Raw genomic sequence first — 20,113 nt, 5'->3', positions numbered from 1 at the left:
TGTTATTCTTGTTCTTCTCGGCACGTTTATTTACACAATGTGTAGGGCAAAAGCGTATAAATACGTTATTAACTAAAGAGCAACTACTAAGCCAAACTTTTTAACCTTATTAAAACCTAGTAATTTATTAATTAATTTCGTGAGCGAAGTCGAAAATTCAACGCATTTGATAACGAGAGGAAAAGAATTTCGTTTATCAACATCAGGAAAGAATCAATAAAAACAACCCGTAAATGAGGATGATTATTAATTATAAAAAAAGGCTATCATATTAATAAAAAACTATCAGTTTGATATTAATCATACTGATAGATATTGAGTCGCAAGTAAAAAACAACATCGACTAGAGATGAAAACAAAATGTGATATAAACATACAATCTCTATCACATTAATAATAACACCAGAATCAACTATCAAATTGATAGTACTAATGTGACACTTCACACAAATATTTATAAGCTTGTGGCGTATCCACATCTAAATATATTTCTTCTACATCCAATTCTAAATATTTAACTTGTTCACTAAAGAGAATCGCTTTCATCGATGATTTAATATCGGCATGAATGACTCTATTTTTCAATCTATGAGGGATAAGTACAGGATGGCCCGGCCGTATGGCACTACCAGGAAACACAGTACAACTGCCTCGTGCTGACCATAACTGCTGAAATATATACAAGGGAATACAAGGCATATCGCCATGGGTAATGAAAAAGTAATCGCTCTCTACATGCTTAACACCCTGCTGGATAGAGCTAAACATACCCTGTGCGTAACTCTCATTACGCACTAATGTAACTCTTTTATTATCCTTGTATTTTTCAACAAGCTCCAACCCTCTATAGCCCACAACCAAGATCACTCTGCTACAAAATGAGAGCGCGTTTTCGATACTTGCATCAAGGATTGTATGCTGCTGATAAGGTAGCATGAGCTTCCAACTTCCCATCCTTGACGATAAACCTGCCGCAGGTATCACACAGTCTACATGCTTGGGCGTTAATTTTTTATCCATAATAAAAACACTCATTAAATAACATTTATGGTTTATAAGATGAAGACTCGGTTAATTGAAAAAAATCCAAATGAATTTATCTTGTCTGAGTTGTATCGATACACTTTAACATCTAAAGATACCCCTTTATATATTACTTTGGTTGGTGGTGGTGGAAAAACATCGGTGGCATTTTGGTTAGCTAAAAATTTCAAACAATGGGGGTGTTCGGTATGTGTGACAACAACAACCAAAATGTATTTACCTACCCAAGATCAAGCTGATTATATTATTCCTCTCGATACTATCAATAGTAAAAAAGACGATAAGATAAGTAGCAAGCATCATTCCTCAGCACAAAACGATTTTGGTATTTGTGAGCCTACAATCACTTTTATCTATAAATCATTGATAACGGATCATTTAAAAACAACCAAACCTAAAGTATTAGGTCTGTCTGAAAAAGAGATAAAAATGATCGAAAATGACTGTCCCTTCACTGTTTTTATTATTGAAGGCGATGGTTCGCGATCTCTACCAATAAAAGCACCTAATAGGAATGAACCTTGCATTCCAAATTATTCAAACATGGTGATTGGTGTCACTGGCGCAGAAGCCATCAACCGCAAAGCAATGCCCTGTCACATCCACCGTTGGCCCGCTTTTTCAGCCATTACAAAATGCCAACCGGGTGATGTGATTGATGTTCAAGTATTGCAACCGTTGATATCTCATCCGCAAGGACTCTTTAAATCAACCCCAAAAACAGCAAAAAAGATCTGGTTGATAAACAAAATGGATCTCGCCAACGATGCACAAACCGTAAGCAAGATAGCTGAAAAAGTGCTGGCGAGCAGTCCGCAACTCAACGCTGTTTGGCTAACGGAAATGCGGGCGGAAACACCAATCAAAGAAGTCATTTTGAAGTAACAAGTAGCTAATGCCACTGAGTCATGCCACTGAATCATAGCAGCTACCTGACTTCGTCAGTACAGAGGTCATAAATAATGAATATATTTGCCAAGGCAGCCCAACTAGAACAAGAGAATGTGCCATTTGCACTTGCCAATATCATAGAAACCCGCGGCTCGGCACCACGCCATTCAGGCCAGATGATCATCAAGGCTGATGGCACCATCACAGGCACAGTTGGCGGTGGGATGATTGAGCGATATGTGATTGAACAAGCCTTGGAAGCGCTACAAGAGAAAAAGCCTCGCGTTGTTAAAGGACGTATGACCCGCAATGGCCCTGATGCGATGGGCATGGATTGTGGTGGCGCGATGACAGTGTTTATCGACGTCTATGGTTTGCGCCCTAGCTTGATTCTTATTGGTGCTGGGCATGTCAACCGTGCCGTTGCCCAAGCCGCTCACGTACTGGGTTTCGATATTTCTGTCGCCGATGCCTATGCCGATAGTCTCGCCGAAGCGCATTTTCCAATCGGCACCAAACGTCTACTCGGCGATACCATGGAGCAGGCCATCGAGCAACTCGATATCAACAAAGACAGCTATGTCGTCATCGCGACGAATCACCAAGATCAAGATGCTATATCCAAAGTCGTCGACTGTGAAACCCGCTATACCGGTCTTATGGCGAGTCGTCGTAAAGTACAGGCACTTTTTACTCACCTGCGTCAGAGTGGTGTCGATGAAGATAGGATCAAAAATATCCACTCCCCTATCGGTTTCAATATCGGCGCTGAAACACCGGAGGAGATCGCCATCAGCATAATGGCTGAAATCCTCAAGGTGAAACATGAGTCAGCGGGCGGCCAAATGAAAGATGATACCCGCCTTAACCGCAATAAATTGGTGTTACTACGCGGCGCGGGAGACATATCAACCGGCGTTGCTGTTCGCTTATTCAATGCCGGCTATAAAGTCGTGATGACAGATATCGCCAAACCCACCATGATTCGCTGCGGCGTATCGTTCGGGCAGTGCTTATATGGCAACCCCATCGAAGTAGAAGGAATCACAGCCTGCAAAGCCAATAACAAAGACGAAGTGTTCGATATCATTGACCGCAACCAAATTCCGGTTGTGATCGATGAAGATTGCACCTCGGCAGAGACACTAAAACCCACATTCTTGGTTGATACGATCCTTGCCAAGCACAATCTCGGTACTCAAAAAGACATGGCGCCAATTACCATCGCCTTAGGCCCAGGTTTTACCGCAGGTAAAGATTGTGATGCCGTTATTGAAACCAATCGAGGCCATCATTTAGGTCGAGTGATTTACCACGGTTCAACCCAGCCAAATACAGGCGTTCCCGGCAATATTGCAGGTTATACACATCAACGCGTACTTAGGTCGCCATGTGCAGGTGTCATGCATAACCACGTCAAACTTGGCGATCTGGTTGAAGAAGATGATGTCATTGCCCATATCGGTGACAGCCCTGTAATCGCCCCACTAAGCGGAATGGTACGCGGGTTATTAAACGATGGCCTGACCGTTCGAGAAGGCTTTAAGATTGGTGATATTGACCCTAGAGGTGCGGAAGCGGATTACACTACGGTATCAGATAAAGCACGCGCAATTGCAGGTAGCGTATTAGAAGCCATGTTACACCTTGAACACAAGCGAGTAAGCTAATCAACGACCTAGCTACCTTTACCTTTAGCAAGGCATTTTTACCATAACTAGGGTCGCATGCAGCTTGGCTTGTATTCATCAACTTGTATTCATCAAGCTGGGCTGCATTTTAAATTACGTAGAACCACATGCACGCGAGCGCTTCACTTCCTTTATTTGGCGTGCACTGACGTTAGTTCTTTTTGGATGCTGCGTGCTGCTCTACCATGATGCAATCACTTCATCGCTTAAGCAAGATTTACTGACATATTGACGCCGTTTACCCATATGAAGGATAAAGCCTAAATCAGTTTGTTGAAGTTGGTCGATGTCACTCCAAGCGATGTTACGCGTATTTTTACCACTTTTATAATTCACACCGTTAGCGTCAACATGAAATACCACTTTGCTGCCAAAGCTCATACTGAATGTTTGTCGCCATAGCCACCAGGTTCTCTTAAAATAAACACTAAGTGCCTCAACAATACTCAAAACAATAAAGAACCAACCAACGTGACCAGTGGGTAGTAGCTCAAATTTAACTAAAACCACCCCAAAAATCAGAAAAAGTATTCCTTTTAAATAGGCTTTTGGAAATTCAGCAGGACGGCTAGTTTGATCATAACACTCAGCAAAGAAGAGCTTATCGAGGGTGTATTCTATGGTGAAATCAAAATCTTTAGACATATGTGGCTACTTTGAGGTTTTCTATGAATGAGTATCCCATGCTGCGACCTCGCAACGCGAGTATTGTATAGCTTCTCGGTACTTTTCTTTAGCTGTTTTGACCCTATTTTGTAAATCAATAATACCGCCAAAGTCTACTCTCACCATCGCCAGTTATCCCCTCATTAGTTACTTGGTTGAATGGCGCCAGTCTGGCATCATGCACCAAAGAACGCCGTGAACAGTAAACGGTACAAAGAGTGTGAAGGTAGTCAGTGTTAAAAAACAGCCAACAATTAAGTAACAGTTACAACGAACATGGTTACTTTGTTATTAGAAATTATTTCGATGAAGCTCAAATTGCATCGCTTAGAGAAGTGGTATTGAAATTCCATGAATTATGGAAAGCAGACAACGAAGAATTCTATCAGGAAGAAGCGTTTAACTCGTCTTTAATTACGGGAAGCGAATATTTGCTCAGCAATGATAGAAAGATACTTTTTAACTTCATCAGCTCCCCAAAAATCATGGACGTGGTCGATGCGGTGATTCCGGAAAATCCAGCGTTTATGAACACGCAGTTGTTCTTCAATCCGGTGAATCCGCAACAAAAAGACTTCTGGCATCGTGACTGTCAATACGACTATGACATTGAAGACCAGATGAAAGTCATACTCGAAACACAAGTGTTGCATCTTCGCGTGCCCTTATTTGATGAGCTCGGCATGGAGATCATACCCGGCACGCACAAGCGATGGGACAATGAAGAAGAGTACAATGTTCGCCAAGAAGTGAATGGCAAAGTAAGCAGTGATAGCATCTCTGGCGGTAAGCCAATTGCGTTAGCGGCGGGCGACTTATTGGTGTTTTCAGCGGATATGATCCACCGTGGCCTATACGGATTGGATCGTTTGGCGTTGGATATCTTGATTTTTGATTCATCAGCGGATTATGTCGACTACGTCGATGATGATTGCTTACCCACTCAATCAATGCTCAATAATATTGCAGACCCAAGATTATTTATGAACACGCTACACCTAAAGTCGATGCAGTGTTCTTAAGTAAGAAAAAGGACCTTAAACCTTCTGCCCAGCAATAGCGGTAAGGTCTGACTTATTAAACTCATCACACGCCAATCATGAATGGCATTTTATTTTATCGCAAGATTAAATGCAGAATTTCGTCACAGAACCTTTTTAGACAACTTGGGGCGTTAACAATGCGTTGTTTTTAGATAAGGTTAGGTCGTTGCCATAGCTAGATAGCGAAATAAAAAAGCCTCTTTAACCTTATACAGTTAAAGAGGCCCTTACCATGCAAAGAAACAACCTAGTTCAAATATGCCATTGTTTCATTTGAAGTAATAAATAGCGTTTCTTCGCCAGTATTATGTACCGATTTTAATTCTAACTTTTGATGATTTGGCTTGATGTAATAGAGTTTATCATCCGTATCAATCAGAAGAGTTCGTAGCCTACCGTAAACAACTACTTGTTCTAACTTTTTCCAGCGCTTACTTTTATCAATCGTCGGTAATAAATCATTGATGCCTTGATTCATAACGATAGACTGTAATGTCAATTGTCCATTTTCATCAAGCATTGCAAAAGTGTCAAAAGTACCTTCAACTTTCATCACGCGCGCCTTGTTATGAGCAATAACTCGTGGTGAAGCGCCGCCACCTAAATCCCAGCAATCGACATCACCATTACGACTCAACGCACAAAAACGGTCACTATCAGGGCTCGCTGCCAGTGCTTGATACTCACCTTTAATTTCACTACCAAAATGATAAGCCATTGGTCCCCAAAGCAAAATATTCCCTGAGCTATCTAAGGCGAGGAAATGGCTTTGCACGGGCGCGATATCGACAATATTCGCTTGTAAACGACGGTAAACTTTGATTTCATCATCAAGGCTTTGATAGGCTGAATCTTCAAAATTAGATGCTGCAAGAATAGGACTGCCACCAGCCATAGCACCGCCCCAAGTGACAACACTTCCATCATCAAATAAAGCAGCTGAAGCCGCGTCGTTATGAACTAGCTTTTTCGCCCCTTCTTGCTCAAGTCGAGCCAAAATACTTGGTTCAGGACGACATCCGCCTTTCAAGCGGTGGATCAAAAGATGCTCCCCTGTCGCACGATTAAATAAGTATCCACAATGGCTTTGTTGCACACTTTGATTATTAGCCAATAATTTAAATGGGAGTTTCTCGGGCGGATTCCAAGACCCATCCACGGCTAAACGCCCATCTTTATATCTCCTTGGCACTTTATCAGTACGGTTATAAGCCTCTATTTGCGGTACATCAGGGGCTTCAGCGACAATTCGCCATGGCGATAATGAGTAGTCACGAAAGCGAACACGCTTAAGTTGGTTAAGTAAGCGGTTATGTTCTAAATAATAATTTGGCTCATCATGCTGGGCGTTCAACTCTTGATAACGCTTTTTCAGATCACCGCTAAATTGTTTTGTATATTGAATGGCATCCTCGCGTACTTCAGAACGCCCACTATCAGCTAAGACATTAACGTCATCTTTAAAGCGATTAGAAAACTCGTTTCTGCTCCTCCAATAGCTAGAAGCTTCATACCAATGCTCTTTACGCGCGTGCAAGGCCAACTCAAACTGACTATATCTGTCTTGAAAAGCTGCCGCTTCTTGACGCCAAATAATCGCTTGCTCTTTATCGCCCGACTCATTTGCTCTATCCATCAACCATAGCATTGCAGTTACATTGCCTTTAATTGCTGCTTGGTAAATTTTAGCGCGAGTTTCAGGTAAATCAGGGGCTTGTTTAAGCGCAGTCTCAAGCAAAGCGTTGGCATCACCTTCACTCATCGCACTTTGTAAATATGCTTCAGCGTTTTCAGGCTCGCCGTTTTCAAGCAGCACTGATAATTGATACTTACATGCAGCGTCACACGATCCAACTATGTCGGCTTGACTTAGTAACATCAAAGCAGAGTCAGATTCACCACCATTAATCATCACATACGCGAGTTCTGTAAACGCGCCAAGCTCACCCGCTTGAGCGGCAGTGAACAACAATGATTTCATCTGCTCGCTATCGTCTTTAGTGAAAAAAGAGTTTCCTTGTTGAGCAAATAAAAGATCACCGCGAGCGAATAACGCAGGTCCGTAGTTACCCGCCTTTTCAAACCAAGTATTCGCCTCATTTAGATCTGGAGTCAGCATACTAATGCCATGCTGAAACTGTAATCCCATGCGGTAACTTGCTATCGCATCGCCTTGCAATGCGGCTGGTTTAACCCATTCATTAACACAATGCTGGCTTAGATATAAAGGGTCCTCTTGAAGACACATATCCAAATGCATTTGCGGCGGCACTTCAGTCGTATAAGCCCATTGCATCGCAGCTTTTAAATCTTGAGGCAATCCATAGTTGCCCGTTCGATAACCTTCCGCTAAATACATTCGAGATTGTCTAATATCGGCTTTTGCGGCTTGCCATAAATATGATGCCGCTTTGCTTGGGTCTGATTGACTTGACCAACCTTGGATATGACCTAAAAATGCACTGTAAGCTGAATACGCATCGCCTAATTGTGCGCTCAATTCAAACATTGCCAACGCACGATCTTTATTCGGCGACTCTAGCCCCTCCCCCGTGTAATAGAATTGCGCCAATGCCCCTGCACTCCAAGCGGTATGCTTGGTGATAGACTCAGCCAGCGTAAGTCGCTGCTCAGCGCTAAGCTTCGGCTGTTGTAATTCATTTTTAAATTCTGATAATGGATCTGCAGCTAAACTTGGACTACCAGCAAGCGCTGCAATTATAGGGAAAATAGAAAAACACCGCACAAGATAAGCCTATAAAACCAAATAAAGGCGAAAACTTACCATCTAAAGTACTGAAATAAAATAATTAAATTTGATTGACATTAATTATGAGCAGCGTTTTAGTCAGCGAAAAGCAAGCGCAAAAATTTCGTCACATATTATTTCACAATGCTATCGAGTATATGAGGTGATTATATACCCCTCTAAATCGGATTAGTTTTGGTAGGGAAAACACTACAGTATAAAAAAGCAGTCACTGACTGCTTTTCTTAATATTTTTATTAATTAATCACACACTTCATAGAAATCAAGCGTTGCCACTGTAGATCTCTAACGAATTGAATGACATCTTTTATCAGTAATTCTTTTGATACATCATACTCTGACAATAAGTAATCCAACAATTCTTGAACTGTCGGTTTTGACTCGATTACTTTCAACAACATATCTTTAGCCGTATCTTTAAAGTAAAACAGCTCCATGCTTTCATTCATTGCAATTAAAAATTCACCATCATCACGAACCTTTAATGGATTTGATACCAGTTGTAATGATTTAAGTTTATCGAATACAACGGCACTCATTAAATGAAACCCTCAATTTTTTTTAACTTTCGTATAGTACATCGATTGATGTCATCACCAATAAGTTTAGATGTAGCAGCAGCGCCAGCTACAAGGCCCACAGCAGCAGCTGCGGCTGTTGCTGCTGAAAAAATAGCCAATGGTGCGGCCATCGTTTTCAACTGAGTACCCAAAATACAATTAGGCGATGCATACGTTTTTTTCATTAGAGCCTCTAACCTTCAAATTGCCACTATTATGACTTGCTTTAATATTAGTAATATCACCAACCATTTTTCCAACAGCAACCGAAGCCGCTCCTGCCGCCGCTGCGACAGCACCTACAGCCAAGACAGTAGGTAAACCAACCCTAAATGAGCTTGTTGCTATAACTGGTTTAATATATTTTTTTTTCATATATCTTCCTAATCATCTAACTGAATATCAAGGTCTGTATGATTTTTATGTTCCGGGTGCTCTCCATACATATCTAACTTAGAAATGTATTCATTAACCTTCGGATGTGACCAACATGAATTACCATGCTTTTTCCATATAGCAGAAAACTTATCGTCAAAAACATTCCCTAGAACAAACGGCATTGTGCAATCCATACGAACATCACCATTTGGTCGAACTACAATTGCAGAGTTAGGTTGGTTTTTCTTTCTTATTATGTCTTCTTTTAGATTCGAACTAGACAGGACTTCCATTCTGCCATTATATTCACACTGTTTGTTTTGAATGATGTTATACAATTCAGTTAGGAAACCTTCACTAGTACAAACAATAGTTTCATCATTTGAAGCTCGTCCACTTGGCATAATTGCACCACACACTATAGATGATGCGCCAAGTTGATAGGCAAGATCGACCATATCAGGTAATCTAGATAAATTTTCTGGCGTTACTGAATGAGCAATTCGCAGTGGTAGCCCCGCACTAGAAAGTAAAAAAGCAGCCTCTATTGCTTTGTCCCATGAGCCTGTAACTCCACGGAAATCATCATGCTTTGCAGCATCAAAATCATCAATAGAAACCTGAACCCAATAATAGTTATACTTTTGTAGCTTTTTAACTGTTGATGGACGGATTAACATCCCGTTTGTAATTAATATGAAGCCAGTCCCCTTTTCATGGAGTGCATCCATGACTGTGAACATGTTCTTACCATAAAGTAGTGGCTCTCCTCCGGAGATAATGCATTGGAAAACACCACCGTTTTCGTTGATGTTATCTATTACTGACAACCACGAGCTAATATCCATTCTATCAGTACAAGCATCTTCACCTGACGCATTGTAGCAATGCTTGCAGTACAAGTTGCACTTCATCGTTAATTCGAACTGAACTCCAATAGGCATTGGAAATTCTAGAGGGTACAAACCATTTTTTTGATTTTCAGTAACTTGCTTTATTTCCTGCTCAATAAATTCTTGTTGTTGTCTAAGCAACGAATGTTCAATCATTTTCTTCTCGCAATCGTTTTATTTCTTTTAATTCATTGCAAAACTTAACTGTTAAATCATAGAATTCCTTTGCTGTGTATTGGTTTTTATATAACTCAAACACTTTTTCATACTGACAAAGTTCTGGTCTTCTACTATAAATTCTGCATTTATTGCCTTCCAAGTAGTCGCATACACCATTAGTTTGTAAGTGTTTCAGCCCTTCGACTAAATGGATATGTCTACAACATTCACCGCAAGCCTCACAATCAAACGGCTTCAAATCTTCACTCATGGTTGAACGACCTAAATATGTTTAATCTGGATTAAATCAACTGAAAAATATCATGTATACACATAAATTACAGTGACATACATCATTTTCGCATGTGATTTTAACGAAGTTAAATATCGCTTAATCGAGGAGTTTTCGACCTAATTTGACGCATTACCTTTCGCACTCTAAGCCCGAGAGAATGTAAAGAAAGTCATAGAAGCAGGGAGGAAGCACGAATTCGTCAATGCTTAATCCCCCCTGCCTCCCTTACTCATCGCACTCACTAAAATAAGCGCAATTCATCTATTACTGATGCTAACAAATACGCGGTAACAGCTCGCCTTGCGGTAATTCAAGGTAACGACGCCCGCCCCATGGGTTATGCATAATCACTTTGTGCTGTTGTGCTTCAACCACGGTGCCTATCTGTTGGGCGCTTGGTGAAAACAGGCGCAACACATCTAAAGCGGCAGGAACATCTTTCGCGGGAACCGCCAAAATCATGGTGCCTTCGTTGGCTAAATCGTAGGGCTCAAAACCGTATAATTCACACAAGCCTTGCACAGCATCGGCAACAGGGATTTTCTCTTCTTCGACATCAATTTGGATTTTGGAGCCTTCACACCATTCATTCAAAACAGCCGACAAACCACCGCGAGTCGCGTCGCGCATAGCATGAAGGGAAACCCCAGACTCAATCAGGCGCTCGACCACTGGCCACAATGTCGCACAATCACTCACTAGCTCAGACTCTAAGCGCAGTTCATCACGAGCCATTAATATACAGCTACCATGACAACCAATATCGCGAGAAACCAAAATGGCATCGCCCGCCTGCAGCTGACTTACCGAAATATTGGGGTATTTAACCGTGCCAACGCCTGTTGTGTTAATAAACACGCCATCAGCCGCACCACGAGGCACGACTTTAGTATCGCCACACACGATTTGTGCACCCGATTTTTCTAGTTCCGCTTTCATGCTTTTCACTATGGTTTCAAGCTTGTGGTACTCAAAACCTTCTTCGATGATGAAGCTACAACTCAGGTATTGCGGCTGTGCACCGACCATGGCTAAGTCATTCACTGTGCCTGCTATCGCCAACTTACCAATGTCGCCACCCGCAAAAAACAACGGAGAAACGGTAAAGCTATCTGACGTGAACGCAATCGGCCCTTCAAGCTGCAATACCGCGGCATCTTCAGCTTTCAACAGTATCTCGTTTTGAAAATGGTGGAAAAACAGATCACTGATCAGTTTATTCATTTCCTGACCACCGCCACCATGGCTTAGTTGAACAGTTCTCATGCTGTGATCTCCTTTTCTGTCTTAGCTCTGTTTATCGAGGCTTCGTCTGCTGTAGCCTCTTTAGCCGCGGCGTCTTTATTCAAATCGAGGTCAAACGCCAAGCCTGCATAGCGATAATAGGCATTGCACGCCCCTTCCGAACTGACCATACAACTTCCCATTGGTTTGGTTGGGGTACAGCCTCGGCCAAACACACGGCATTGATTCGGTTTCGCTAACCCTCGTAAAATGTCGGCACACTGACAGGCTTTATGATCTTCTATCGCCTGATCCGACAAAACATCGGCAAACACAACTTCTGCATCACGATGACGATATTGCTCCGACAACACCAGAGATGACAATGGGATATCGCCAAGGCCACGCCAGCGAAAATGCGGACGCAAGGTGAACATACTCGCCACTTTCTGCTGTGCTGCTTGATTGCCTTTGGCTGTGACAACACGGGTGTATTGCACTTCTAACTTGGCGACACCTTGTACTTTCTGCTCCACTATCATCAAAATCGACTGCATCACATCAACAGGTTCAAAGCCGCTCACCACAACGGGTGTGTGGTAACAATCGACAATCGGCTGATAAATATCAGAACCGGTAATGGCACTAACATGCGAAGGACCAATAAAGGCGGTAACTTTGGCTGCGCCGTCTGCCATTACGGCATCAACCGCAGGCGGCACTAACACATGGTTAATATGAAAATAGAGGTTGGCGACATTTTGCTTTTCAGCCAGCTCCAATAACACGGCTGTCATTGGTGTGGTGGTTTCAAAACCAATCGCAAAAAAGACCACCTTGCGATCTGGGTTCTGCTTAGCGATTTCAAGGGCATCAAGCGGATCATAAACCGGACGAACATCGCCCCCTTTTGCACGACATTGCGCTAAGGTACCTTTCGAGCCAGGTACACGGATCATATCGCCCAAGGTTACCAGAATGACCTCGGGTAACATCGCCAGTTCAATCGCATGATCAATCCGCTCTTTCGGCATGATACAAACAGGACAGCCGGGACCATGAATGAATTCAATATTACGGGGTAACAACTGATTTAAACCGTATTTCATGATGGTGTGGGTATGACCACCGCACACCTCCATGATTTTAATCGGTTCACTTAATTGAGCAGAAAGTTGATGAATACGTTGAGAAAGCGACTGCATTAACTCGGGGTTACGAAAGCCTTGGGAGAGATCTTTAAGTTCAATCATATAAACAATGCTCTCGCTTCTTCTTCACCCATTTCAGCCAATAATAAGCGGTATTCTTCTAGGCTTTTTAAGGCTTCTTGTTCATTGATTTTGCTAATAGCAAAGCCAACATGGATCAATAAGTAATCCCCCATGCTCAATGGGTCTTCGATTAAATGCGTACTGATCCTACGTCGGACGCCCAAAGTATCGACCGTGACCGTACTGTCCTCTGCGTGGATTTCCACTATCTGCGAGGGAATACACAAACACATAATTTATCTCTCTTCCAAGTTGGTAATATTCTTTTTATTAAGGACGGAATGCCTATAAGCCTGTGCCTTATTGCCATAATCCATGCCAAAGCTGCCCCATCGCGATCCCACCATCATTAAGTGGAATGATTTCGCTGGTGAGAAACGAACGATCCTCAGATGTAAAGCGGGCATCAAGCCTGTCCATCAGCACACGGTTTTGGAAAACCCCACCCGAGACCACAACGGGGTACTCAGGGTGTTTGGCACTGATGGTGTAGATCATCTCAACCAGCGCGGTAAAAAACTGATTCGCCGCGTTTAGCTTAACCGCCAAGTCTCGCTGAGCCATAAAGTTAGAGGAATCTGATTGGGTAGCACTGGTGATTAGATTATCGATCACACTCGCAAGTAGGGGTTGCGGATCGATAACGTCATTTTCAACAAAAAACATAGGGATAGGCAGCGGTTCTACCGCCTCATTTGCTTCTGCTTGTATAGCAAGCGCTTCTAATCGCATACCGCACTCACCTTCATAATCAACCCTTTCAACAAGGCCAAGTAAGCTGGCAAACGCATCGACTAAACGCCCCATCGAAGTGGTATAAGGTGAACTCTGTTCGGTTAGCCATAATCGGTACAAGTTATCGAGTTTGCTGTTAGGCATGCAGGTAAAAGCGTCTAGCTGTAATGCTTTTATCTGTTCGAACGAGTAATACTCCAGCAGCAAGCCCAACAAAATCCGTGCGGGCTCTTTAATCGCTCGCTCACCACCGATTAGGCGGAAGGGTTTTAGATGATAAAGGCGCTTAGCCGTTTGATGATCGGCCAGTAACACCTCCCCACCCCAAATTTGGTGATCATCCCCCAAGCCTGTGCCATCAAAAGCAAAACCTAATACCGTTTCTCGCATTTGGTGTTCAGCCATAACAGCAACAATATGGGCATGATGGTGTTGCAGCTGGAGTAATTGAGCAGGCTTCTCGCAACGCGTGTCGTGGTTGTTAGTGCGAATACTGTCGGGGCTATTTTCCTGAGCCGCTTCTTGACCATTTTTCTGAACACAGCCTTGAACAGAACCTTCAACATAGTCCTGCGCCCACTCTGTGGTCATATAGTTTGGATGCTTGTCGCACACTATCGTTTGTGGTTTTACGTGATAAATATGAGTAAAACCATTCAACATTTGTTGATAGTGTTGCTGCATGTCCAAGCCAAACATATCACCGACATGTGGGCTGATGATCCCTTGCCCGGCAAACCCCAAACCAAAGGTCACTTTTTGCTGTCCACCCACAGCCAGCACAGGGTGCGTTAACTTATGTGGCAGCGAAAAAGTATAAGGAGCATAACCACGGGCTAAACGGAGTGTTTGTCGTCTACCGCCTGCAACCTGGACCAAGCTGTCATCGCAGCAATGAACGATTTCACGGTTATGATCGAGTACGCCATCCACCACATGCCCCAACTGCCTGAAAATATCATCACTGTTCGCAATTATGGGAAAGCCAGAAATATTGGCGCTGGTTGCCACCAAAGGCACATCTACTAAATCGAATAATAAGTAATGCAGCGGTGTGTAAGGCAACATCACTCCAAGATAAGGGATATTGGGCGCGACATTATCGGCAATATCAGCCCTAGTCCGAGCCGTAATAGTAAGATCTTCACCACTTACGTAACCTGAGCACGATGCTTTTTTACGAAATAAGGTAATAGGCCGCTGCTGAGATCCTAATAGTGCCCACTCTTGCTGACTGCCTTCTATATAGCATTGGGCTTGGTGTGTATCTTTCATCATCACCGCCAGCGGTTTGCGTTGGCGTTGTTTGCGAAGTCTGAGCTGAGCGACTGCCTGTTGATTAGTGGCATCACACATTAAGTGGAAACCACCAAGACCTTTTACCGCAATGATTTTCCCTGCATTCAAGGCAGCAGCTGTTGCTTCTATCGCCGCATAATGATCAGCAATAGGTTCGGGTTGCTCTGCCTTACACGCTAGATCATAAAAACTGACCCAAGGCCCGCATTTAGGACAGCTAACAGGTTGCGCATGATAACGGCGATCTTCAGGGTTGGTATAAGCCGCTTCGCAATCAGGACACATAGCAAAAGCCGCCATCGAAGTTTGCTTACGATCATAAGGCAGCTGTTTAATTAGCGTATAGCGTGGGCCGCAGTGGGTACAATTGGTGAAAGGGTAACGATAGTGACGATTGGTTGGATCGTTAATATCATCAAGGCAAGCAGGACAAATACCTTGGTCTGGCGACACACACACTGTGGCACTTTGACTGCTGTCACTTTCGGTAATAATAAACTTGGGGGTATGTTCAGGTGAGACATTATCAGAAATAAAAGTTAACGCATCAACAACCGCAATCGCTTGGGCGGTAATACTATCAATACGGCTCAGCGGTGGCGCTTGCAAAGTGATGTCGTTATAAAAAGCCGTTACTTGTCTTTCCTCGCCTTCAACCTCAATACTAACGCCATCACCATTGTTAAGCACATAACCACTGAGTTGATATTGCTTGGCCAGTTTGTAGATAAAAGGTCGAAATCCGACCCCCTGTACTATCCCTGTAATATGAATTAACTGCCGAATTTGCCCCATGCCCCACCAACTTACCCCAAATATCTAACGCGTTAACGCTAGACAAAATACGCCAAAACGACACGCACACATATTTGTATGATAAGTAATTGAGTGAATAATAATTAGACTAAGTTCACATTAAATCAGTTGGGGTTACTTTTGGCCCAAACTCAGCAATAATTCTGCTATCACATTGATTTAAATCAATAATAACAAACAAGTTTAGACAATAAACAACTATCAGATAATGACATTAACGAGCCCTAAAGCATAAGGCTTTACAAGAAGCACGCCTAAAATGTGACCAGCCATACAACCTATTGTTAATTCGATACTTAATTCGCGATGCGGTCATTAAAACACGAGCAAGGGCAAGTTTACTCACCAAATATTGATCTAGTCTCATAGATTAACAAAGCTAATAATTCAAATTTATAGGGCTAAAACAAGATAATACCGAGGTAATAATGATCACCATTACTATAAATGGGAAGTTGCTTGAGGTTGATAACAATCACACCCTACTCACTATCGCGAAACACCATGGCATCGACATCCCTACGCTTTGCACTGTCGATACCAACCTTGATTCCTGTAATAGTTCAAGTGGCGATAATACTGCCACTCACTCGCATTGTGAGCTCTGCGAAGTTGAAATTGAAGGAAGCGGATTAAAGAAAGCATGTAAGACAACGCCTTATGATGGCATGTCTGTGATCACTGAATCTGATGCACTTTCAAAACACAGAAAAAAAATTCTGATTCAACTCTTGTCTGAAGACAGCAAGGAGTATTGCGAAGCACCTTGTCAAACCGCATGTCCAGCAGGGGTCGATATTCAATCTTATTTACACCATATCGCCAATAACGAACATCAAAAAGCCATTGAAGTCATTAAGCAAACCCTACCTATGCCATTGTCTATTGGCAGAGTTTGTCCTGCATTTTGTGAAGCTGGCTGCCGACGTCGATTAATCGACGAACCACTCGCAATCCGCCAATTAAAACGGCATACCGCCGATATCGATCTTGTCGCACTTGAGTCCTATGTACCACCACGGAAACCCAGCAAAGATAAGTCGATTGCGATCATAGGTAGCGGCCCTGGCGGATTAACCTGTGGTTATTACCTGAGTAATGAAGGCTACAATGTCACCGTATTTGAAGCCATGCCACTGACTGGTGGCTGGTTGCGCTATGGCATTCCTGAATACCGTTTACCCAAAGCGATTCTAGATAAAGAAATCGAGTTAATGTGTCGTAACGGTATGGAAATCAAAACCAACTGTAAAATTGGCGAAAACCTAAGCCTTACGGCACTCAGCGAAGAATACGATGCCGTTTGTATGGCAGTTGGTGCATCCAAGGCTGTGGGCATGGCCTACCCCGGCAGTGACTTAGAAGGTTGTTATTTAGGTGTCGACTACCTTAAAGATTTCATGACCGAGCAAAAATGCGTAACAGGTAAAAAAGTCGCGGTGATTGGTGGAGGGAATACTGCGATTGACTGCGCACGTACCGCAGTTCGTGCAGGGGCGGAAACGACATTAATTTACCGTCGTACCCGCGCAGAAATGCCAGCAGAAGCCTATGAAGTGGATGAAGCCGAGAAAGAAGGTGTGAAATTCAGCTTCCTCACCAACCCCGTTGAGAATATTGCGGCTACTGATAGCGAGGATACAAATAAAAACAATTGGGTCAGTCAGGTTAAATTAGAGATCATGGCGCTGGGTAAACCCGACTCGTCAGGGCGCTGCCGACCAGAACCAACAGGTGAATATATCACCCAAGAATTTGATACCGTGATTGCTGCGGTATCGCAAGCACCTGATTTAAGCCTTCTAGATAATGAAGACATCGCCATCCCGCTAACGCGTTGGAACACCATAGATTGCGATGAAAATAACATGTACAGCGGTATTCGTAATATCTTTGGTATTGGTGATTTTCGCCGTGGGCCTGCAACAGCGATCGAAGCCGTAGCCGATGGTCGCCGAGCCGCAGACGCTATTGCGTACTATTTGGATGGGCAGCTTGATCGCCTGCCACATAAACCCTTTACTTTCAAAAATGATTCCAAGATGCAGTTCGTGAATCCAGACCATTTGACCAATATCACTGAAGTGATGCGTATGCTCTCTAAAGGCAAAACCGCGGAACAAAAAGAAGTGAAATTTTCAGATGCGATGCAACACATCTTACGGGTCACTGTACCTGAGATGACACTTGAACAGCGCCAAGGGAGCTTTGAAGAAGTTGAAAAAGGGATGAGTCATCAAGCTGCGGTCACGGAAGCGGAACGCTGCCTCGAATGTGGCTGCCACAGTCGTAATCAATGTGCCCTTCGTGATTGTGCTTCTAAGTATAATCTTGATAACGCTGAACTTTCCGCTAAAAGCCAACATCAACCAATAAAAAGTTGGCTCTAATAAAAAGCAATAATAGTCATCTCGCGATTAATTTCATCCCAGAACCGACACCATCAATATGATGTCGGTTCTGGGTGTATTGATTCGAGAGTGCGACTCTGCAGCGCTGGCAATTTAGCTAATTAACTGCATTTTACTTTTCACGCTCTACAGATTCAGACCCGGTGTGATCATGCTGAGCCTGCTTGTTATCACTCTGGCTCAAACGGCTACTGACTAAACTTGCCACCATGATAGCTAAATAAAATCCCCCTAGAATGGATTCAATAAAAACGAAAAATCTTGGGATGGGTAAAGCAGGTGAAATATCACCGTATCCAACCGTTGTTAAGGTGATAAAACTAAAGTAAACCGCTTCAAAAAGGTTATCAAGCCAAGGTTTATATTCGATGCCATTAAAAGCAGTTGGAAATAGTTCTAATTGAATCAAGTAGATAAATGACCACGATAAGCCCAGCAGTAAATAGACGCAAATTGAACCAACAATTTGATTGCCACTGACATAATCTGTGATCATCACTTGTTTAAGCGCAGTGTAAGTATGCGACAACAAGAAAAACAGCAAGGTGAACAAGGTAACTAGCGAGAGATCGACAGTTTCCAAGAATGTAAAGGTGCCAGAGATTGCAGCCAAGAAAAGCAGAAAACCATACCAGTTTCGGTAGAACACCTTTTCTCTATGTACCCCAGCGATCGACACTCCTAAACAAATAATGATCAAAGCCAAAATGGTCTTCTGCCCCCCCGCAAAGAGCTGCTGCATAAAAGCACTGATAAACAACAGCCCCAACAAGGCAGCCAGCAGAAAGTAAAAGTTATCGTCTTTTGAGACTTTCTTCATCATAGCTGACCGCTTTCTTCTTGCGCTGAATCAACCTTTGTTTCACCCTCAGGGCGTACCTCAATCGATTCGCTGTCTAGCCACACAGTGAATAGTTGATAGGTCAAACTCAGCACGACAGCACCAACGAACAAGCCAACTATGCCTGACATCGCCATCCCACCGAGCGCACCAAGTAAGATAACCAACATAGGGATATCCGATCCTCGGCTTAATAGCATAGGTTTTAAAATCGCATCACTGCCGCTGACCAAAATACACCAGATCATAAACAGAACAGCCGTGGTAGTGGTATCTACGCTGAAGACATAAATAATTGCAGGTAGCAGGGCTAGAATTGGCGGCAGCTGAATGATCGCCACCAGCAAGACTAACAGCATCCAAAAACCTACCGCTGGCACACCCGCAACCGCAGCCCCTATCCCTGTCATAACAGATTGAATCACCGCAACACCAATCACACCTTGTACAACACTGCGCACTGTAACTTTTGATAGCTGGGTTAAGTCTTCACCATGATCACCCGTTAAACGGCTTGCAATCAGTACAAACGCACGTTCACACTTATCGGCATTCGCCATGAAAACGCCTGCAATAATGGTCGAAATGATGAACTGAATAAAACCGCCACCTAAAGAGCCGATGACAGAGGCTAACTTAGCAACTACGGCTTTAACTTCTTCACCATAATTGGCAAAAACACTTTCTAAGTTTGATGATGCTTGCAACCCAAAGGCATAGGCTTTTTCACCAATGATCGGCCAGTCTTGTATGCTAGGAGAAGGTTTAGGAATCGCCATCGTCCCTTCTTGAATCCCACTCACGAGATCGGCTCCACTAGTATACAGGCCCGTCGAAAGTGCAATCAGCGGCAGTAACAGCAACAAGACACCAATAAAAGCGAGTCCCCCGCTCAATTTCCCCTTACTAAGGCCATATTTTCCATGAGCCCAGGTCACTATAGGATAAAGTGCTGTGGCGATAATTCCGCCCCACACCACCAGCATAATAAAGGGCCGTAGAATCGAGAAACACCAATAAACAAGAATGGCGATAGCGGCTATTTTAATTGATACATCAATAACTTGTTTCGTAAATTCACTTTCATGCTTCATAGGTATTCCTTGGTATTGAATACAGCAAA

General features: G+C 43.2%; 17 protein-coding genes and 1 pseudogene. 4 read left to right on the top strand and 14 right to left on the bottom strand.

What is annotated here, in order from left to right; all coding sequences use genetic code 11:
• Positions 1-429: 429 nt before the first annotated feature.
• Positions 430-1,020, bottom strand: a complete 591-nt coding sequence (gene mocA, locus OCU77_RS18225) for a molybdenum cofactor cytidylyltransferase (protein WP_048897760.1) — start codon at positions 1,018-1,020, stop codon at positions 430-432.
• A gap of 27 nt (positions 1,021-1,047) precedes the next feature.
• Here mocA and yqeC point away from each other — a divergent pair, with 27 nt between their 5' ends.
• Together yqeC and yqeB are read left to right on the top strand one after the other, a co-directional pair.
• Positions 1,048-1,929, top strand: a complete 882-nt coding sequence (yqeC, locus tag OCU77_RS18220) for a selenium cofactor biosynthesis protein YqeC (RefSeq protein ID WP_244915169.1) — start codon at positions 1,048-1,050, stop codon at positions 1,927-1,929.
• 77 nt (positions 1,930-2,006) lie between these two features.
• The gene (gene yqeB / locus OCU77_RS18215) at positions 2,007-3,605 is read left to right on the top strand and encodes a selenium-dependent molybdenum cofactor biosynthesis protein YqeB (RefSeq protein ID WP_107302671.1); all 1,599 of its coding nucleotides are present in this window, start codon (positions 2,007-2,009) and stop codon (positions 3,603-3,605) included.
• A 172-nt stretch (positions 3,606-3,777) separates the two neighbouring features.
• Here yqeB and OCU77_RS18210 read toward each other — a convergent pair.
• Positions 3,778-4,271 (bottom strand): annotated as a pseudogene (locus tag OCU77_RS18210) (YcxB family protein).
• A 254-nt stretch (positions 4,272-4,525) separates the two neighbouring features.
• Here OCU77_RS18210 and OCU77_RS18205 point away from each other — a divergent pair.
• Entirely contained in the window at positions 4,526-5,314 is a 789-nt protein-coding gene (locus OCU77_RS18205) for a phytanoyl-CoA dioxygenase family protein (RefSeq protein ID WP_048897758.1), read from the top strand.
• 268 nt (positions 5,315-5,582) lie between these two features.
• Here OCU77_RS18205 and OCU77_RS18200 read toward each other — a convergent pair whose 3' ends face one another.
• From OCU77_RS18200 to hypF, 10 genes are all read right to left on the bottom strand, one after another.
• Positions 5,583-8,081: an SEL1-like repeat protein gene (locus OCU77_RS18200; protein ID WP_107302672.1), complete on the bottom strand. Its 2,499-nt coding sequence runs from the start codon at positions 8,079-8,081 to the stop codon at positions 5,583-5,585.
• A gap of 260 nt (positions 8,082-8,341) precedes the next feature.
• Positions 8,342-8,644, bottom strand: coding sequence for a PqqD family protein (locus tag OCU77_RS18195; protein WP_048897753.1), 303 nt, complete (start codon positions 8,642-8,644; stop codon positions 8,342-8,344).
• Positions 8,644-8,850, bottom strand: a complete 207-nt coding sequence (locus OCU77_RS18190) for a hypothetical protein (RefSeq protein WP_048897752.1) — start codon at positions 8,848-8,850, stop codon at positions 8,644-8,646. The genes OCU77_RS18195 and OCU77_RS18190 overlap by 1 nt, the downstream gene beginning before the upstream one ends.
• Positions 8,825-9,040: a hypothetical protein gene (locus OCU77_RS18185; RefSeq protein ID WP_048897751.1), complete on the bottom strand. Its 216-nt coding sequence runs from the start codon at positions 9,038-9,040 to the stop codon at positions 8,825-8,827. Before OCU77_RS18185 ends, OCU77_RS18190 begins: the two co-directional genes overlap by 26 nt.
• Before the next feature lie 8 nt (positions 9,041-9,048).
• Positions 9,049-10,092, bottom strand: a complete 1,044-nt coding sequence (locus tag OCU77_RS18180) for a radical SAM/SPASM domain-containing protein (protein ID WP_048897750.1) — start codon at positions 10,090-10,092, stop codon at positions 9,049-9,051.
• On the bottom strand, positions 10,085-10,366 hold the full coding sequence (locus OCU77_RS18175; protein WP_048897749.1) for a hypothetical protein: 282 nt from the start codon (positions 10,364-10,366) through the stop codon (positions 10,085-10,087). The genes OCU77_RS18180 and OCU77_RS18175 overlap by 8 nt, the downstream gene beginning before the upstream one ends.
• 297 nt (positions 10,367-10,663) lie before the next feature.
• Positions 10,664-11,656, bottom strand: coding sequence for a hydrogenase expression/formation protein HypE (gene hypE / locus OCU77_RS18170; protein ID WP_107302673.1), 993 nt, complete (start codon positions 11,654-11,656; stop codon positions 10,664-10,666).
• Positions 11,653-12,867 carry a hydrogenase formation protein HypD gene (gene hypD / locus OCU77_RS18165; protein WP_048897748.1) on the bottom strand — a complete coding sequence of 405 codons (1,215 nt, stop codon included), beginning with the start codon at positions 12,865-12,867 and terminating at the stop codon, positions 11,653-11,655. Before hypD ends, hypE begins: the two co-directional genes overlap by 4 nt.
• Positions 12,864-13,121: a HypC/HybG/HupF family hydrogenase formation chaperone gene (locus OCU77_RS18160; protein WP_048897747.1), complete on the bottom strand. Its 258-nt coding sequence runs from the start codon at positions 13,119-13,121 to the stop codon at positions 12,864-12,866. The genes hypD and OCU77_RS18160 overlap by 4 nt, the downstream gene beginning before the upstream one ends.
• Before the next feature lie 67 nt (positions 13,122-13,188).
• Positions 13,189-15,717, bottom strand: a complete 2,529-nt coding sequence (hypF, locus tag OCU77_RS18155; protein WP_048897746.1) for a carbamoyltransferase HypF — start codon at positions 15,715-15,717, stop codon at positions 13,189-13,191.
• Positions 15,718-16,166: 449 nt separating this feature from the next.
• On the opposite strand from hypF, the gene OCU77_RS18150 reads away from it, so the two are divergent.
• Positions 16,167-18,128, top strand: coding sequence for an FAD-dependent oxidoreductase (locus OCU77_RS18150; RefSeq protein ID WP_107302674.1), 1,962 nt, complete (start codon positions 16,167-16,169; stop codon positions 18,126-18,128).
• Between the two features lie 133 nt (positions 18,129-18,261).
• On the opposite strand, the gene OCU77_RS18145 is transcribed toward OCU77_RS18150, so the two are convergent.
• Positions 18,262-18,969: a potassium channel family protein gene (locus OCU77_RS18145; protein ID WP_048897952.1), complete on the bottom strand. Its 708-nt coding sequence runs from the start codon at positions 18,967-18,969 to the stop codon at positions 18,262-18,264.
• Positions 18,969-20,084: an AI-2E family transporter gene (locus OCU77_RS18140; protein WP_048897745.1), complete on the bottom strand. Its 1,116-nt coding sequence runs from the start codon at positions 20,082-20,084 to the stop codon at positions 18,969-18,971. Before OCU77_RS18140 ends, OCU77_RS18145 begins: the two co-directional genes overlap by 1 nt.
• Between the last annotated feature and the right edge of the window lie 29 nt (positions 20,085-20,113).

The sequence above is a fragment of the Photobacterium swingsii genome (genome assembly GCF_024346715.1).
GTDB lineage: Bacteria > Pseudomonadota > Gammaproteobacteria > Enterobacterales > Vibrionaceae > Photobacterium > Photobacterium swingsii.
Note: the sequence above shows the minus strand (reverse complement) of the source record. Positions and strands in the feature narration are given on the sequence as shown.

Bases quoted from the DNA above. Each gene is read 5' to 3' on its own strand.
- mocA (WP_048897760.1), bottom strand. From the start codon at position 1,020: ATGGATAAAAAATTAACGCCCAAGCATGTAGACTGTGTGATACCTGCG.
- yqeC (WP_244915169.1), top strand. From the start codon at position 1,048: ATGGTTTATAAGATGAAGACTCGGTTAATTGAAAAAAATCCAAATGAA.
- yqeB (WP_107302671.1), top strand. From the start codon at position 2,007: ATGAATATATTTGCCAAGGCAGCCCAACTAGAACAAGAGAATGTGCCA.
- OCU77_RS18195 (WP_048897753.1), bottom strand. From the start codon at position 8,644: ATGAGTGCCGTTGTATTCGATAAACTTAAATCATTACAACTGGTATCA.
- OCU77_RS18190 (WP_048897752.1), bottom strand. From the start codon at position 8,850: ATGAAAAAAACGTATGCATCGCCTAATTGTATTTTGGGTACTCAGTTG.
- OCU77_RS18185 (WP_048897751.1), bottom strand. From the start codon at position 9,040: ATGAAAAAAAAATATATTAAACCAGTTATAGCAACAAGCTCATTTAGG.
- OCU77_RS18180 (WP_048897750.1), bottom strand. From the start codon at position 10,092: ATGATTGAACATTCGTTGCTTAGACAACAACAAGAATTTATTGAGCAG.
- OCU77_RS18175 (WP_048897749.1), bottom strand. From the start codon at position 10,366: ATGAGTGAAGATTTGAAGCCGTTTGATTGTGAGGCTTGCGGTGAATGT.
- hypE (WP_107302673.1), bottom strand. From the start codon at position 11,656: ATGAGAACTGTTCAACTAAGCCATGGTGGCGGTGGTCAGGAAATGAAT.
- hypD (WP_048897748.1), bottom strand. From the start codon at position 12,867: ATGATTGAACTTAAAGATCTCTCCCAAGGCTTTCGTAACCCCGAGTTA.
- OCU77_RS18160 (WP_048897747.1), bottom strand. From the start codon at position 13,121: ATGTGTTTGTGTATTCCCTCGCAGATAGTGGAAATCCACGCAGAGGAC.
- hypF (WP_048897746.1), bottom strand. From the start codon at position 15,717: ATGGGGCAAATTCGGCAGTTAATTCATATTACAGGGATAGTACAGGGG.
- OCU77_RS18150 (WP_107302674.1), top strand. From the start codon at position 16,167: ATGATCACCATTACTATAAATGGGAAGTTGCTTGAGGTTGATAACAAT.
- OCU77_RS18145 (WP_048897952.1), bottom strand. From the start codon at position 18,969: ATGAAGAAAGTCTCAAAAGACGATAACTTTTACTTTCTGCTGGCTGCC.
- OCU77_RS18140 (WP_048897745.1), bottom strand. From the start codon at position 20,084: ATGAAGCATGAAAGTGAATTTACGAAACAAGTTATTGATGTATCAATT.